Source organism: Halovenus rubra (assembly GCF_026586665.1).
GTDB classification, from domain to species: domain Archaea; phylum Halobacteriota; class Halobacteria; order Halobacteriales; family Haloarculaceae; genus Halovenus; species Halovenus rubra.
Map to the genome: position 1 here is coordinate 53,859 of NZ_JAODIY010000016.1, position 16,490 is coordinate 70,348.

The window sequence follows — 16,490 nt, forward strand, 5'->3', positions numbered from 1 at the left end:
AAAATTCTCAGGTGATAATCACCTGGGGAAGCAAGAGCACCGTCTTCAGTTTCATAATAAGGGGATGATTGCGTCGAGCCCGTAGACAGTAACTTTCAGGATGAGTCCCAAGAACGAAATCCAAGCTGGGTTCTTGGATATGTGATTGCATCTGATAATTAGCAATTTATAAGAGGCTACTGTCAGTCGTTGTTGGCATACTGGTTTACGCTCCATGGAAGACGATTCACTCTCTCAACAGAAGGCGCAATTGGATAAGGCTGAACGTGAACATCTCGAAGACGTCGTAGAAAACCTTCGTGAACGAGTCGAGGACAATGTTCGATTCCAACTCAAACAGAAGGGGCTCGATGACGAGCCGGAAGATACGGAGGAGGTCGACGAGGAGCTTCAGCAACTCGTCGAAGCGATCGAACTCGAGGGCGTCGACGGTCACACGTGGGATGAGGCGTTCGAAAAATACGTCACGGGAGTCGGCTACACTATTGTCAACCGACTCACTGCGCTGCGCTGTATGGAGGTCCGTGACTTCGTCGATAGGGAGGTAACAAGATTCAAAGAGAATGGCCTGACTCCAGCAGCAGAGCCACTTACCGATGGCACAGAGGACTTTCTGCTGGAGGACGAAGCGATTCTGGAAGCGTACCATCGCGCGTGTGACACCCTCGCCGAAGAGATCGAGATTCTTTTCGATCGCTCATCTGCCTACAGCCTCATCGACCCCGACGACGACACCTTCGAAGAACTCTGTGGGATGCTCGACGAGATTCCCGATGACGTCTGGCGTGCCGACGATGTGCTTGGCTGGATCTACGAGTACTACAACCGCCCAGTAGTCGAGGCGCTTGACGCCAAGAACACTCTCGAGCCCGAGGACGTTGGCCCTGCGAACCAGTTCTACACTCCCCACTGGGTCGTTCGGATGCTCGCGGACAACTCACTCGGGAAACTTTACCTCGAAGCCACAGGCCGGGAGGACACTATCCCCGAGCCCGAGGCACTCTCTCCTGAGGAGCGGAAGAACCGCCTTGCAACCCCAGAAGACGCACCAAGCGTTCCCGAACTCTGTACTTACCTCATCCCGGACGAGGAACCGGGCGATGCCCCGGAGTTTGACCACCCACGGGAACTTCGTGTCATCGACCCGGCCTGTGGGAGTGGACACTTCCTACTGTATGCCTTCGACATTCTGGAGCGTATCTGGTGGGCAGAGACTGATCTCGACCGCGAAGAGATTCCCGCGCAGGTGCTGGAACACAACCTCTACGGTGTCGACATCGACCTGCGCTCCTGCCAGCTTTCGGCATTCAATCTGTATCTGAAGGCCCGAACGCGGACGGAGGCGGAAAATGGTGACTTCGAAATGCCAAACGTCGGAATCGTCTGCGCTGATGCCCGTGTTGCCGAGGTTGAGGAGGCCACCGATGTGCTCGACGAGATTACCGGCGAGGGCAGCGACCTCCGTGAAGCACTGGACGATGTCATCGAGACGTTCCAGCACACCGAAGCGCTCGGAAGTTTGTTGGATGTGAGTGGAACATTGGAGGAAGCGTTCGACTCCAGCAAGAATCAAGCGGAACTCAGCGATTACAACGGGGGTGCTCACCAGTCGCTGAATTCGTTCCTAAAGACTCTCCGTCGAGCCGTCGAAGATCGGACAAGTGATTCCTTCGGCGAGCAGAATCTCAGAAGCTTCCTGAATCTGCTGGTGGTGCTGACGCAGGATTATGATGTTTCTCTGATGAATCCTCCTTATGGGGCAAGTGGACGTATGCCAAAGGAGGTCAGCAAATACGTGAAGGAGCACTACACCTACACGCCCGAATATTATGTCAATTTCTTTGAGATATGTAATAATCTCTCCAAAGAATTTGGCCGCATCGGGATGATCGTACAGAGATCATTTATGTATAAAAGCAGCTTCACCGATTTCCGAGAGGATCTGATCGGCGAAATCGGTGCATTTGACTTTTTAGCTGAATACGGGAACGACGTTCTTGACAAAGCTACCGTTCGAACCGCAGGAACGATCGTTCGGAGCGGAAGCGGAATCTCTGAAGATGCAGCCGGAGTATTCTATCGTCTTCACGATCTTAATGCCGCCGAGAAAGAGGAAGGTTTCCTACATGCTGCGTTCTTTGATAACCCAACTGGTGAAGTCAGACGTGAATACCACAGAGAGTTGTCTGAATTTAATTTAATTCCTGAAAGTCCACTCTCCTACTGGGTACCAATAGAGCTACGCCATCTCTACACGGCAGAAACCGTATTTGATGCTGAAAACGGTCGGGTAGATCGAAAAAGTGTTGGTAATGTGAAAGTCGGACTACAGACAGGCGACGATCAAAGATTCACTCGAAAGTTTTGGGAGATCAAAACTGGATTCTGGGTACCATTTGCAAAAGGTGGAGAAGATGCTTGGATACTCCCCAGCGTTGACCTTGCTCTTGGATGGGGTGAGGACGGTGAAGAGATTAAGCGATGGGAAAGTTCGAGGCCACAGAATACTCAGTACTACTTCTCAGAGGCGCTAACATACACATATATGAAATCGAGTGGGCGGAGATTTGGGTATCTTCATCCCTCGTCTATCTTCGGTCACGCTGGGAACGTGTTCATTCCTCAAAATAGTACTTGGCACGCGCTCGCGTACGCTAATAGCCACTTAATGACGTATCTAATGCTCTGCCAGACCCCAGAGCGACACTGGGAAGTCGGGAATGTCTCGAAGGTACCTTGGAATGAACAGCTAGAGTCGAAAAATGAATTAGAGGCACTCTCTCACGAGGTCGTCGGCCACCTAATCTCTAAACGACAGTATGATTTTACTTCTCCCTACTATTCTGGGCCAATTCTCTTGGATATGATTGACACAGGGAGTGTCCATCCAATATACAGTGATCATCCACATAGAGAGATCATGAATATATCGACACTTGATACGCCTACAGAAAACATCTCAACGGATGAGCCCGTCTCGCGGATCGCTATTGCTGCAAGCAAACACTTAGAGCGAATCGAAGGTGAATTACAGCGTTGCGCGAGAGAAATTGATAGATCAGTATTTAATTGTTTTGGTATAACTGATGAAAGTAAAGAAATTATTTTTGACGAAATTACTCTGCGGACGAATGAAACCCCTCGTGTTCAGGAAGAGTACGATCCAGAATCTATCACGGAACCCTCTGACGATTTTCCCAATCAAATTAAAGACCTTCTTCTCCACTTCACTATCCGTGCTGTCGACAACGCTGATGATGGCATCATTCCACTTTCCGATGTCGACGGGAAGAAGGATCTCCTCGCCCACATTGAATCGGAATTCGAACGCATCTGGGGGAAACACGCAACTGACCGGCTCGCCGAAGTCGACGAGGTACTGGGGAGTCAGAGCGCGGCTGCGGAGGCGTACCCTAACCTCCGGACGTGGCTTGAACAGGACCTCTTCGACTACCACGTTTCGACGTTCGACCGAACGCCGGTTCTCTGGCGGTTCACTACCGAGCGTCTCGTCTCGGACCCCGAAGGCGAAGGGTTCGGTTGTCTGGTCGACTACCACCAACTGGACAAGGGGGTCTTTGACCGCCTGCAGAACCGCTATCTCGAGCCACGGAAGAATCTTCTGCGGGAGCGCCGCATCGCCGCAAATCGACGCCGGAGTGACGACTCGCTCTCGGCAAGCGAGCAGGCCGAGGCTACCGAAGAGTACTCTCGGTGTGAGAGCGGGATCGAACAAATCGCGGTGTTCGAGGATCGACTAGCCGAACTTGTCCAGTCCGATCCCCGACAGTGGTCGACCGAGGAGCGGCAGGCCGCCAAGGCGGCCGCCGACCGCGTCGCCGAGTTCCGCCGTCGAACAGAAGAACGTCTCGAGATTGTCGACGAACTTGACGCGATGGAGGATGTCGATATGGGTGAACTGTTCACCGGGAACTTCTACGAGAAGGTCGAAAACCTACGTAAGGAGTGGATTGACGCATTGGAGGACCTTGAGACGGCGTTTGACGCCTACGCGGCAGATTCAGATCAGCCAGTCGAAGCACATCTGTACGACCTGTTCGACTACTATACCGACGACCTCCTCGGGACTCAGCACTTCGCGAGCAACGGCATCCTCTACATGACGTACTACTTCGACGGCTTCGAACAGGCCGATCAGGCTCGTCTTGACGACGCTGGCATCTCACGGCGACAACGGTTGATCTCGCAGCTTGCGAGTGATCTTTACGAGTATATCGAACTGGGTGAATCCATATCCGAAGACTGTGCTGAATTTTCGTCAGCGATTCCTTCGGACTGGAGCGACCGCGCACTCTCGGAGATCACGACCGCCGGATACAAACCGAACCACAAGCATGGTGTCGAGATCAACGTCACTCCGCTCGCAGAGGCCGAAATCGTTCCAGAGTCTGTGGAGGATGACGTCCTGTAATCATGCCAGCAACCAAAACACTCCCACAGTGCGCTCACGGCGCAATCGAGAACGCTATCGACCAAGCCGCAGACGATGATCCCGTCATCCTCTGGTGGGACGACGGCGGCTACCTCCGTGACATCGTCCGAAACACCAGCCACCAACTCGGCTGTGAGTTCCGAGCCGCTGAACAGACGCCTCTCGAACTCCGCGCAGAGGCACCACGAGACCAAACCGTCTGGTACGTTCCACACCCCAGTAGCGACGACGTCGACTGGTTCAAAGACGTTGAACACACCGGCGACGTAATCGAACAGCATATCGGGAAGCTCGCAGTTCGCTGCTTCGAAAACGACCGGCTTCAAGCGGCGACGATTCGGACAGCATACGAGGACGCCGATGACCGAGAGAAGGTCGCCAAGACACTCTACGAAGAACTCAATGGCGAAGGTGGCCTCCCGTCTCTCCAGGGTCTTCAAACGAAAATCGTCCTCGACGGACACGACGACCCCGTTCAGTTCGTCCTCGAACATGGGACGGAGAATCTCCCCGAAAAAGACGATCTGATCGAGATCCGAGATTTACTGGCCGACAAGGGTGTCGCGTCCGTCGACGGCGAAAGCGATGCGCAGACTATCGTCGAACGAACGCGGCGCTGGGCTGTCGCGGAGTGGCTTGTCGATGAAGGGATGGACAAATCCCTGTTCCCGCAGGAGTACCAGCCCGAATCCAACAGTGGGCTCGGTGTCTCTCGACCAGAACTCCGCTCTGTCCTGAGCAAAACCGAACGCAAGCAGGAACTGGCTCGCATCTATCTCAACCCAGAGAACCGATTCTGGCACGACGTCCTTCGCACATACGACGACCCGTGGGAACTCGCTGACTGCCCCGTCGATGCCTCACTCGAACACCGCCTCTGGGACGAGTGGACGCAATCGTTCAACGCCGGCGACTACGAAGGGTGTGCAACCCAAGCGGAACAACGCTACGAACGCCTTAACGCCACCTACGGCGACGTTTCGTGGACAAGGCTCTGGGGCCAGGCCATCGACATCGCGACGCTCGCGAACGAACTCGAAACCTGGGAAGAAACAGGTAATACTAGCGATGTCGTGGAGCTATACGGCGACGTAGAGGATGGAACGTGGCAGATCGACAACGCCGTGTTCAACCTCATCATCTCTGGCGAGCCGGAAACTGTCCTTCCAGAAGAACATCCTGCAACAGCGAAACTCGAAGATCTCCGCTCGTCGTTGGTCGAATCCAGATATCTTGAGTACCTCACAGACATTGGTGACCTCGTCGAGGACCAGATCGAAGCCGGTTCACCGTTCGTCGGTGAGAACCACGCCCATCAGTTCTTCGCTGAGGAGCAGGAACATCTCCAGAGTGGGCAGAGCGTCGCGCTGTTCATCGTCGACGCCCTGCGCTTCGACCTCGCACACGAACTCGCAGAGTCAATCCGACGTGACCTCCCCCAGCTCGAAGTAGACGAGAGCAAGTGGATTGGTACGCTACCTTCAGATACTGAGTTCGGGAAGGCCGCCCTCACCCCCGGTAGCAAGTTTAGCTTCAACATCGAACTGCAGGACGGCGAACTTTTTCCCGAGCGGAACGGTCGCAAGATCACGAATCACCGCCGACAGACGCTTCTCGAGAACGATGGCTGGAGCTACATCATGCAGGACGCCGATGACGAGGTCGGCTGGAGCAACACGCGCGTCGCCTACTACTGGAACGATATCGACGAGACCGGCGAAAAGGAACTCACGGACTTCGAGGAGCTGTTCAGCGACCGCATCGACGCTATCTCCCGGATCATCACCGAGAAGCTCCGGAAAGGCGAGTGGGACCGTGCGTACATCCTCTCAGATCACGGCTTCGTCTCACTCCCACGGCACGTCGACATCGACGATCTATACCCATCGAGCAACGCCGAGAAGGTGACTCGCCGGTGGGTCGCCGGCGCGGACCTCGACGACGACGCCCCTGGGGTCCTGTTGGACGAAGACACACACCTGGGCTACCTCGACGACGATGCCAGAGTTAGCATCCTGACCGACCCGATTCAGCGCTTCAGGAACCAGGGACTCCCGGATGCCCGCTTCTACCACGGTGGCGTCCTCCCTCAGGAGTTCGTCCTGAACTTCGTCACGATTGCGCAAGAATAACCATCTATGAATGACCTCGAACCCGGAGACACAATCCTCCTCAACGATCAGCCCGCCGAGGTCATCAAGACGTACTCCGTCGGTGATCTCCATTATCTCAGAGCCTACGTCGAGAACGTCGGTGTGAAGACCGTCTGCATCGACGACGTGAACATCGAGCCGAAGGGAGAACAACTTAGCGCACTCGATCCCGCAACTGCAGGACAACTGCATCCAGATCACGACGCTGTCTCTGCTGAGTGGTTCGACTTACGCTCTCAGGCCCTCCAACTTCAGATTGCTCACGAGCAGGGGCAACTACTCAGTATCTCGAACTCGCTTGTTCGCTTGGAACCATACCAACTGGCCTGCGTGAACTGGGTGATGCAGAAGCTCCGCCAGCGAGCGCTCATCGCCGACGATGTCGGCTTGGGGAAGACAATCGAGGCGGGACTCATCCTGAAAGAACTCACCGCACGCAATCGGGCAGATCGAGTGCTGTTCGTCGTTCCTGCACATCTCCAGAAGAAGTGGATTCGGGATATGGACCGCTTCTTCGATATCTCATTGACACCTGGCGACCGACAGTGGGTTGAGGGCGAGCGCCGTCGGCTCGGTGAGGAGGCGAACATCTGGAACCAGGACCACCAGCAGATGGTCACGAGCATGGCGTTCCTACGTCAGGAAGAGTTCCGCGATGACCTCGACGATGCGTTCTGGGACGTTGTCGTCGTCGACGAAGCGCACAAAGCGGCCAAGCGTGGTGAGTCTCCGAGCAAGACCTCGAAGATGGTCGACCGAGTTGCGGACAACTCTGACTCGCTACTTCTCCTAAGTGCAACACCACACGACGGCAAGGGGGAAGCCTTCCGCTCTCTCGTCGAATACATCGATCCGTTCCTCGTCGCGGAAGATCAAGAACTCTCAAAAGAGGCCGTCGACCGCGTGATGATGCGTCGGGGCAAGCAAACGATCTACGACGACAACGGTGAACGAATTTTCCCCAATCGCGAAGTTGGGACGATACCTGTCGAGCGGACTCACGAAGAGAAGCAGTTCTACGAGGCAGTCACTGAGTACGTCAAACATGTCTATAATCGCTCGGAGCAGCTCAATGAGCCCGCAGTCGGGTTTGCGATGGCCCTGATGCAAAAGCGCCTCGTGAGTAGTATTGGGGCGATCCAAGCCACCCTAAGCCGCCGGCTGGCGAACCTGGTCGACCAGGAATCCACTGCAACCTCGCTCTCCGAAGAAGCCTCGGCGTACCTCGAAGGCGAAGACCTCGACGAGGATGACAAACAAAAGGCCGAGGAAGAACTTGGAGGACTCACGATTACCGAGAGTGACGCCCAACTCGAAGAGGAGATCGAAACGCTTCGCGACCTTGTCTCCCTCGCCGAAGGAATTCCTGTCGACTCGAAGGCCCAGAAAGTCCGTCGGTACATCCAGCAACTACTCGAGGAGAATCCAAACGAGAAGGTACTGCTGTTCACTGAGTACCGAGACACGCTCGATTACATTCTCGAACTCGTGAAGGACGAACCGTGGGCCGACGAGATTCTAACCATCCACGGTGACGTTGACAAAGAGGACCGGGCGAAGATCGAAGACGAGTTTAACCACGGACAGTCTCGACTACTGTTCGCGACTGACGCGGCGAGCGAAGGGATCGATCTTCAGCACAGTTGCCACATCATGGTCAATTACGAGCTCCCGTGGAATCCGAACCGGCTCGAACAGCGGATCGGTCGCCTCCATCGGTACGGCCAGGACAAGGAAGTGAAGGTGTGGAACTTCACGTTTGAGGACACTCGCGAAGGTGAGATCTTCGAGATGCTCCAGGACAAAGTCGAGAACATCCGGGGGAAGCTCGGGAACACTGCTGATGTCCTTGGGATGCTCGACGACATCGACGTGGACTCGCTCATCATGGAGTCCATTCGGAATGACGAACCAGCGAGTGCGACGAAAGAGGAACTTGAAGAACTCATCGACGAACGACAGCGGACGCTCCAGGAGTGGCACGAGCGCAGTCTCGTCGACACGAGTACCTTCGACCAGGAGAGTCGAGAGAAGATCCAAGAAGTGATGGATCAATCCGAAGATGTCTACGGCAGCGAGGCTGACATCCGAGAATTCTTCGAGCGCGGGATTACGGCACTGGGTGGCGATGTCGAAAAAGCCGGTACGAATCTGTTCCGAGCCGAGTTACCAGACCAACTCCGTCAATCTGCTAGTGACAACTCCTATGGTCCGTTCACATTCAATCGAGAGTTTGCGATGGATCACGATGACATCGAATACATCTCTCCGGATGCACGGCTGGTCCAGGAATTGATGCAGCAAGTCCTCGACGGCGAACAGGGTGCTGTTGGTCTCAAGATGCTCCCGTTTGTCGATAATCCAGGGATCACCTACAACTATCGAGTCCGATTTGAGGACGGTACTGGCGAAGTGATTCGTGAAGAGATACTCCCTGTCTTCGTCGATGCAGCACATAACGATCCGCAAGAGCGTCTCGGACAGCGCGTCGTCGATGGAAACAGCATCAAAGGTTCTCCTGATGAAGAGCCGATTCGAATTCTGCTAGAAAACGAGGGTGAAATGCGTTCGTCCGCCGACCGATATATCAGCCAACGAGTCGAGTCACGTCGTGACGAACTCCAGAAACGGAGGGGCGAAGAGACACAACAGGAACTTGAAGATCTCGAGGCCTATGCGGAGTCTGAACGGGAACGAATAGAGACGTTCATTGCCGAATACGAGCGGAAGGCAGAAGCAGGGACGGACATGGATATCGCGATCAGAGGACAGCGGGATCGACTCTCGAAGCTAGAAGATCGCATCGAGCAACGCCGGCAGGAGTTGAATCGAAAAGCACAGGTCATCTCGCTTGCTCCAGATATCGAGAATCTCTGCTTGACTCTCCCAATCTAGAGTGGCAGTATTGAACTACCCCCTGCCTCAAAGAGCCACCAGCGGCGGTGAAAGGGCAGGGGTAGTTCACTCGATTCTATTCCCAATTTCTGTTAATTCCGAAACAATCGAGTCATAGTCAGTACTACCCCATCGGAAGGATTCTGTTGTGCTTCCCTCGGTAAATCGAAGGTTGACGATGACGTCACGGTCTGGGTCGTGTTCCAGTAGTGCCAGGGCATAGCTCATCATCTGCGGACGATAGTGCTCGGCAAGACTCTCTGGGGTTCGCTTCCCTAACCGATTCGTCTTGTAATCTGTAATGGTGAACTCGTCTGATGTCACACGCAAATGATCGATCTCTCCGACGATTTGGAATATACCGACATCAACTGTGACGGGAAGTTCTGCGTAGGTTTCTTCGGTTTCATACTGGGCTGCTTGAGTATTGAGGAATGTCTGGGCATCAGCGGTGTGTTCGATGACTTCTTGGACAGTTTCGTCAGTGATTTCGAATCCGTTGATAGCAGCGATTCGGCGGGCTAATTCCGCCCATTCCGAGCGTGGCTTGTCGAATTCAAGGATTCGGTGGACAATTGTCCCGAAATCATTCCGTGCCAGCGTACCGTCATCGTCGGTTTCGGTCTCATCTGAATCGGTTTCCTGCCGCGAATCCTTGTCTGCCTCCTGTTCAGAGTAGTCTGATGCGGCGTGAACTAGTTGTGTGGCTGAAACCCGTCGTTGAGCCTCGGTGTCGGGGCGATCCTCGATTTCGATGCGTGGGAACGGCTCAGATGTACCTGCTGCGTCGTCGGCAGACTGCAATGCATCGCCATCGACAGGGAGGGAGACAGTGTACGTAGCGTCTTTGAGTTGTATTTGGACGCTTCCGTCGGTGAAGAGCGGTTTGACGACGCTGTCCCGATCGAGTAAGATCGGTTGGACCCAGTCACGCCACGTTTTGGCCTCGTCATGGTCGTTGACGTCTGCAAAGCCGAGCCCCTCCTCAGTGGATTCGAGTTCGTGGGTGCCACAGAGGAGAAGGTGATCGCGGGCCCGTGTACAGGCGACATACAGCAGGCGTTTTGCCTCAGCGCGTTCCCGTGGGAGTTCGATTGAGTCGGCGTAGTTGTGTGCTGTTGTCTTCTCAACCTCGAACGCATCAGTAGGTGACGGACCGCCGGCGACGAGGAATGGGTCATCGTCGTGGTCTGTGACGAGACGGACGTAGCCGTAGTCGTCGATGCTGCGGCCAAAGTTGAGATCGCTGCCGAGATCGGGTACCGCCACGATCGGGAACTCGAGGCCTTTGGCGGAGTGGATGGTCATGATTCGGACACCGTCTGTCCCCTCAGGAACTTCGGCGTCGCCTTCTCGGGGGTCGAGTTCGGCTTGCCGGTCGATGCGTCGGAGCATGTTCGCTGCGGTTTGGGTGCCGTCTTGTGACCAGTCGCGGATTTCGTCGCGGAATTTTTCCACATTGGCAACAGCTTGTTGGCCGCCTTCGTCTGCACCGATACTCACGAGGTATCCTGTGTCGTCGATAACACGTGTGAGGACCCGGTTCCAGGGCAAGACATCGGTCTCTGCACTGTGTACACAGCCGGCGAGTTCTCGCCACTGGGTTAGTAACGACGCTGCATCAGCCAGTTGCTGGTCGTCGGTTGTCTGTAGAGATTGCCAGAGAGGGTCGTCTGTCGCTGCGAGTGGAGCGAGCCGGTTGTCAGGGAATCCAAAGAGGGGGGATCGGAGGACCCCGTAGAGTGAGATCTCATCAGTTGGATCGGCAAGGACGCGCAGGAGATTGATGAGCGTCTGGACCTCTGGCGTATTGTAAAACCCCGTGCCAGAGATGACCGAATACGGGACATCGTAAGATTCCAGCGCCCGCTGATATCGGTCGAGGTGAGTGCGTCGGCGTAAGAGGATGGCAATATCGTCGGGTGACGCCGTACTGAGTTCTTCGTCTTCGGTGTCGTAAACCTGCGGCGGGTCAGCAAGCAGGTGTGAGAGACGTGCGCCAAGGGCTTCAGCTTCCGCCGCGATAGCGTGCTCGGTTGCCGCGTCGGTCACTGGGTGGTCTGTGTCTAACGCTTTTTCAGCACTGTCTTGGTCTTCAGGGACGACCAAGTATTCGACCGACCCCTCAAGATTGGCCACCGGTTCGATTTGCTCACGCTCGAATGACAGTTCCTGGGGCTCGGCCTCATAATCGGCGTACCCATCGTCAAGGGGCTGGAAGACCTCTGTGAAGAGTTCGTTCAGGAACGTGAGTGGGTTGTCGAGAGTTCGGAAGTTGCCAGACAGTTCGAGGTCTGTGGGTGCTTCTTGATCACTGTCGGGGATCGAATCACGGCCAAGGGACTGGTTTTGCTCGCGTAAGGCTTCTTTTGCGGTTTCGAAGGTCGTGACTTCCGCCCCACGGAAGCCGTAGATACTCTGTTTCTTGTCACCAACAAGGAATACGTTGTCTGTCTCGAGGTCGTCGTCAGCTAATTTGGCAAGGAGAGCCACCAGTTCCCACTGGCGACTGTCGGTATCCTGAAACTCGTCTACCATCAGCGCGTCAAAGGACTCCTGTAATGACGCTTGGACTGCTTGGTTCTCTTGCAGGAAGATAATCGTTGTTTCGATGAGATCGGGGAAGTCCAGTGCTTCGCGGTCTTCTTTTTCGGCCTCATACGCATCTACAATGTCATCGAACACCCGTGCAAGCGCGAGGACGTAGTGAGCGCTATTCTGTTCAAGATCGCCTGGTGTGGTGGCAATTTCGTCTTCGATCTCAGCTAGTCGGTCCAGAAGCGTGTTGAGCGCGTCCTTGCAGTCACTGTATGCCTGAGTCTCGTCGTTCCAGGAGGATTTAGTCCCGACAATGTGATGGCTTGCACTTGAGTACAGTCCGCCAGAACTCGTTTCTAACAGGTCGTACAGATCTCGGCATGCGACCTGATACGCTCTCTCGTCATTTTCGCCTTCGATGGTCGCACCGATGGCTCCGACATCTCGGAGGACAGAGACACCGTCGGCACCATCGTCTACAGCAAATTCCTCATCCCTGAATTCTTGCGCCGTTGCTAACGCTGCCTGAACGTCAGGAGCCGTAAAGAAGTCCTTCGCAGTTGGGCCATCAAGTTCACAGACATCGTTCCAGAGATAGTCCATGTAGTCGCCCACGTCACGATCCAGCCAGGCTTCGAGCCAGGCCTCGCTGTCGGGGCGTGCATCTAACAGGCCAGCTAGAATCTCAACGAGTCGACCACGGGACCCAAAGAGTCGGGACAGGAGTTCGACATCGGAGTCGGTTGGGTTGGCGTCGAGATACTCGATGACGACCTGTTGTTGGAGGTCCGCAGCGTCATCTTCATCGAGGACATCGAATTCCATCGGAACGGGCGCTTGAACGGCGTTCTCACGAAGGAGGCGCGCACAGAAGGCGTGGATCGTGTGTGTGTAGCCATCATCGAGTTCGTCTAGAACCGCTCGCCAGCGTTCGTACTCTGCGGGATCTTCAACGGACTGTAACTCCTCATAGATCTCTTCACGCACTCGTGTTTCGAGTTCTGCGGCAGCTTTCCGCGTGAAGGTGATCGTGACGATATTCTTCGGGGTAGCAGACGGGTTTGACCGGAGGAATTCGAGGTAACGATGCGTGAGCGTTGTTGTCTTGCCCGTCCCAGCACCAGCTGTAATCGTCACGTTCCGATCCAGTACTAACGCATCTTTTTGTTCGTCAGTCGGTGTGATTGCTGGTGATTCCTCACCTGAGTCGCTATCAGAATACCCAGAACGCTCATTGTCAGTCATCAGCTTCACCTCCGAACTCGTCATCGAAATCGCGGTCGGTCGCGCGGATCGGGACATACGTTCGTGGATCAGAATCTAGAGTTTCTACCCGGTCACGGCGCTGATGCGGGCGTACGTCACATGACCGCTGGAAGTCACAGTACTCACATCCTGCCTCACGCTGTGAGAGAACAGTCGTATGGAATCGACCGTGCTCTACGGCCGTGCTGATGGTCCCAAGGCGGTCTGGTATCACCTCATTGAGGAAGCGTCGAAGGTCGCTATCGGAGTCGAACTTCGATTCGATTCCACGTGGTTCGTGGAGTTTGTTCGGCGGTTTCGTCTGGTAGTAGGTCGCAGCGAGATCAGTCACAGTATCCATCTCGTCCGCAAGCACATCCTCGGCAGCGAGGAGATATATCGGGAGTTGGAACGTCGTGCCGCCGGTTGTTTTCGTCAGGGACGGTGCGTACCCAGTTTTGTAGTCGAACAACTGTATCTGAGTCCCTTCATCAGTGACTCCGACGTCGACGCGGTCAATGTAACCGCGGAATTCGACTGTCTCGCCATTCGGGAGGTCGATTTCGAAGGGGTCGAGGTCTTCCTCGGGTAGTCCAGTCCCGAATGGTGGCTCAAACCACGCAGGGAGAGTGTCACCGCCACGGTTGTACTCGCGTTCGACAAACCGGGTGAACAACCCTTGATCAACACCTTGGTGCGGACGTGGCTCCCCGTAGTGCGGATTAGCTTCTGGGTCACCAAGGCCGGCGAATAGTTGTTCGAGCCAGCGTTGATGGAACAGCCCTGAATAGTCAAATTCGGCGTCTTCGAGTTCATTGAGGGCGATCTCCAGCATATGTGATTCGAGCGAGGATAGTTCGTATTCTTGAATATCGATTCCTTCACCGGGCTCTGACTGGAGGGCTTTGTAGAAGCGTTCAAACGTATCGTGGACGAACGTTCCCGTTTCCAGAGGGTCAGGCGTCCGTTCGATGTCGTTGTCGTCCTCAAGATCAAGGACGTGCTCCATGTAGAATTGGAAACCACAATTCACGTATCGTTCGATTCGGCTGGCACTGTACGGTTCCCGGGCGGAGTCAGGATATATGTCCGCCACTGTCGTGGAATCGAGTAATCCATCGTGAGGCGATATATCCGGGCTAGCGCGCTCAGTGGCGCACGTGATGCCGCGATCTGCGCGAATGGTCTGCTCCGTAGTAAAGTCATCACGTTCGCCTGCAGCATCGAGTGCTGATCGCCGCTCTGTAAGGGGCGAGATTGCGCGTTGAAGATCTTCTCGAGATCCAATTCGACTGTCAACCCCGGTTGTCGGTTCGATTCCAGTTACCCTCGTGAGTTCATCTAAGACTGGTGATCGCACCATTGCGGTCGAGCTCGGATCAGTGGACGGTGTTGTAATCGTCGCAGTGTCCGCGTTGCTGAGGAGGCACGCGAAGGTATATCGATCCCGGACTCGTTCATCAAGAACCTCCAGTATCAGATGTGCGTCCACCATCTCCTCGAAGAAAGCCGGATGCCGCCGAGTTGACGGGAAATGGTCGGCAGTCAGACCGACAATGTAGAGTTGGTCAAACGCGAATTCCCGCGCATCAAGATGATCTAAGACGGTGATCTGCTCTGATTGCCCTGTATAGCCGCTGAGAGAGACTCCTTGTAGCGCTCGAAGCAGCGCTGCTGATGGTGTGAGATCGGTCGGTGGCGATATCTCCTCAAATGAATCCAAGACCGCGTGCACGTGTTCAAGCGCAGCATACTCTTGTGCCCCATCGATTCGTGAATCAGCAGCTTCGACTGCTTCGGCAATGTGGTGGTCATCCAGTTGTGTGCGAACCGTTTCAATCGCTGACTCAAAGGAATCTTTCCGAAGTGCGCGAAGTTGCTCAAGCAGTGTCTGGACTTTGTCGGCCAGCGCAGACGACAACTGGTCCTGTACAGCGCCAACCCGGACGGAATCAGTACGTCGCTCGGCTGCGACGACAGCATCCTCTTTATCCGGCGCACAGAACGTGACTACTGGATTGGTAACTAATTCGGTGAGCGCAGCAGCACGCGGATTGTCTTCAGATAGATCGAGAAGATTCTGGACCGCGCTGCCGACAAACGTTTCAATCACTGCTTGCTCCGTCTCGACGCTGTACGGCAGATCATACGTATCGAACACATCAACGAGATAGTCTTCGTATGCCTGGAATCCCGGGACGACGACACCGATGTCGCTGGGGACTGCGTCGTCAGCAATACGTGTACGGATATCACGAGCGATGTATCTGATCTCTCGTTCTGGGGTCGGGAGTTCGCGCCAGTGCAGTGTCTCTGGAACAGTGCGCTCCTCAGGAGGTTGATTTCTGTAGAGTGACTGTGCAACTCGTTGGAGCGCTGGCGACCCATATTTCTCGGTTACCCGCTCGATATCGAACTCAAGGTCACCATAGAGATCACGAACTGTTTCTGTTGCCTGATCGACGCCATCAGATAGCGATTCCGAAAAGGTCGGGAGGATCGCAGCCGTCGGAAACGCTTCGACGAGTGACTCTATGACGGACTGTTCGACATGGCCGAGTTGTAGGTGTCCGGACAGAACGACGGCATCGATATGGGGCTGAAGGGCCGCGATATTGGCGTCACCAACGATTTCGAATGCGTGGCTGTAGGTGACATACCATGGTTCGGATACAGCTTCACGGCGTTGATAATAGGTCTCGTATGCTTCGACAGTAGTATCCCGAATCCGAGACGGAAGATCCGACTTCTGGAATTCATCCCTAACTCGGTCTGGGGTGTTGAGACCGACGTTTTGGAAGCGAGCGAAGCGACGGTCGAACGCATCGACGAGGTTTGCAGAGGCGTGCGGTTGGGTAGACAGCCACGGTCGATTTTCGATGATAGTATCGAGACTGCACTCGAGCGTTCGCCGATCAAGCTCTTCCGGAATCTGTGTACTTGGGCCAGCAATCTGCTCGTAGCAGTCATAGACGAAACTCGTCAAGGTCTCCGTTCGAAGCGTGAGGTGTCCATAGCTATCGCGCCATTTTTTCTGGACGCGGTCATGTCTATTCGCTGTCTCAGAAAGATAGAGAATACGTCCGATCCCGTCTTCAGATGTTGACTGCACCCACTCGAATGCCTCATCCTCCAGCGATAACTGATTAGAACCGATGAAGAGCTTCCGCTCAGTCATTGGTTAACATGCTTTGCCTTCTCTCTTC

Annotated in this window: 5 protein-coding genes; 3 read left to right on the forward strand and 2 right to left on the reverse strand. The window is 54.8% G+C overall.

Features of this window, described 5'->3' with window-relative positions; all coding sequences use genetic code 11:
- The first annotated feature begins 214 nt into the window (after positions 1–214).
- From pglX to N5098_RS14450, 3 genes are read left to right on the forward strand one after another with little or no spacing between them, the layout of a single operon-like run.
- A complete protein-coding gene (pglX, locus tag N5098_RS14440) occupies positions 215–4,432 on the forward strand; it encodes a BREX-5 system adenine-specific DNA-methyltransferase PglX (protein ID WP_267638588.1) in 4,218 nt (1,405 codons plus the stop codon).
- 2 nt (positions 4,433–4,434) lie between these two features.
- Positions 4,435–6,585, forward strand: coding sequence for a BREX-5 system phosphatase PglZ (gene pglZ, locus N5098_RS14445; protein WP_267638590.1), 2,151 nt, complete (start codon positions 4,435–4,437; stop codon positions 6,583–6,585).
- Positions 6,586–6,591: 6 nt separating this feature from the next.
- A complete protein-coding gene (locus N5098_RS14450; protein ID WP_267638591.1) occupies positions 6,592–9,501 on the forward strand; it encodes a helicase-related protein in 2,910 nt (969 codons plus the stop codon).
- Positions 9,502–9,567: 66 nt separating this feature from the next.
- On the opposite strand, the gene N5098_RS14455 is transcribed toward N5098_RS14450, so the two are convergent.
- The gene (locus N5098_RS14455) at positions 9,568–13,284 is read right to left on the reverse strand and encodes a UvrD-helicase domain-containing protein (RefSeq protein WP_267638592.1); all 3,717 of its coding nucleotides are present in this window, start codon (positions 13,282–13,284) and stop codon (positions 9,568–9,570) included.
- A complete protein-coding gene (locus N5098_RS14460) occupies positions 13,277–16,462 on the reverse strand; it encodes a PD-(D/E)XK nuclease family protein (RefSeq protein WP_267638593.1) in 3,186 nt (1,061 codons plus the stop codon). Before N5098_RS14460 ends, N5098_RS14455 begins: the two co-directional genes overlap by 8 nt.
- Positions 16,463–16,490: the final 28 nt, after the last annotated feature.

What these genes read in the sequence shown, in the direction of transcription:
- pglX (WP_267638588.1), top strand. Translation starts at nt 215, where the DNA reads ATGGAAGACGATTCACTCTCTCAACAGAAGGCGCAATTGGATAAGGCT.
- pglZ (WP_267638590.1), top strand. Translation starts at nt 4,435, where the DNA reads ATGCCAGCAACCAAAACACTCCCACAGTGCGCTCACGGCGCAATCGAG.
- N5098_RS14450 (WP_267638591.1), top strand. Translation starts at nt 6,592, where the DNA reads ATGAATGACCTCGAACCCGGAGACACAATCCTCCTCAACGATCAGCCC.
- N5098_RS14455 (WP_267638592.1), bottom strand. Translation starts at nt 13,284, where the DNA reads ATGACTGACAATGAGCGTTCTGGGTATTCTGATAGCGACTCAGGTGAG.
- N5098_RS14460 (WP_267638593.1), bottom strand. Translation starts at nt 16,462, where the DNA reads ATGACTGAGCGGAAGCTCTTCATCGGTTCTAATCAGTTATCGCTGGAG.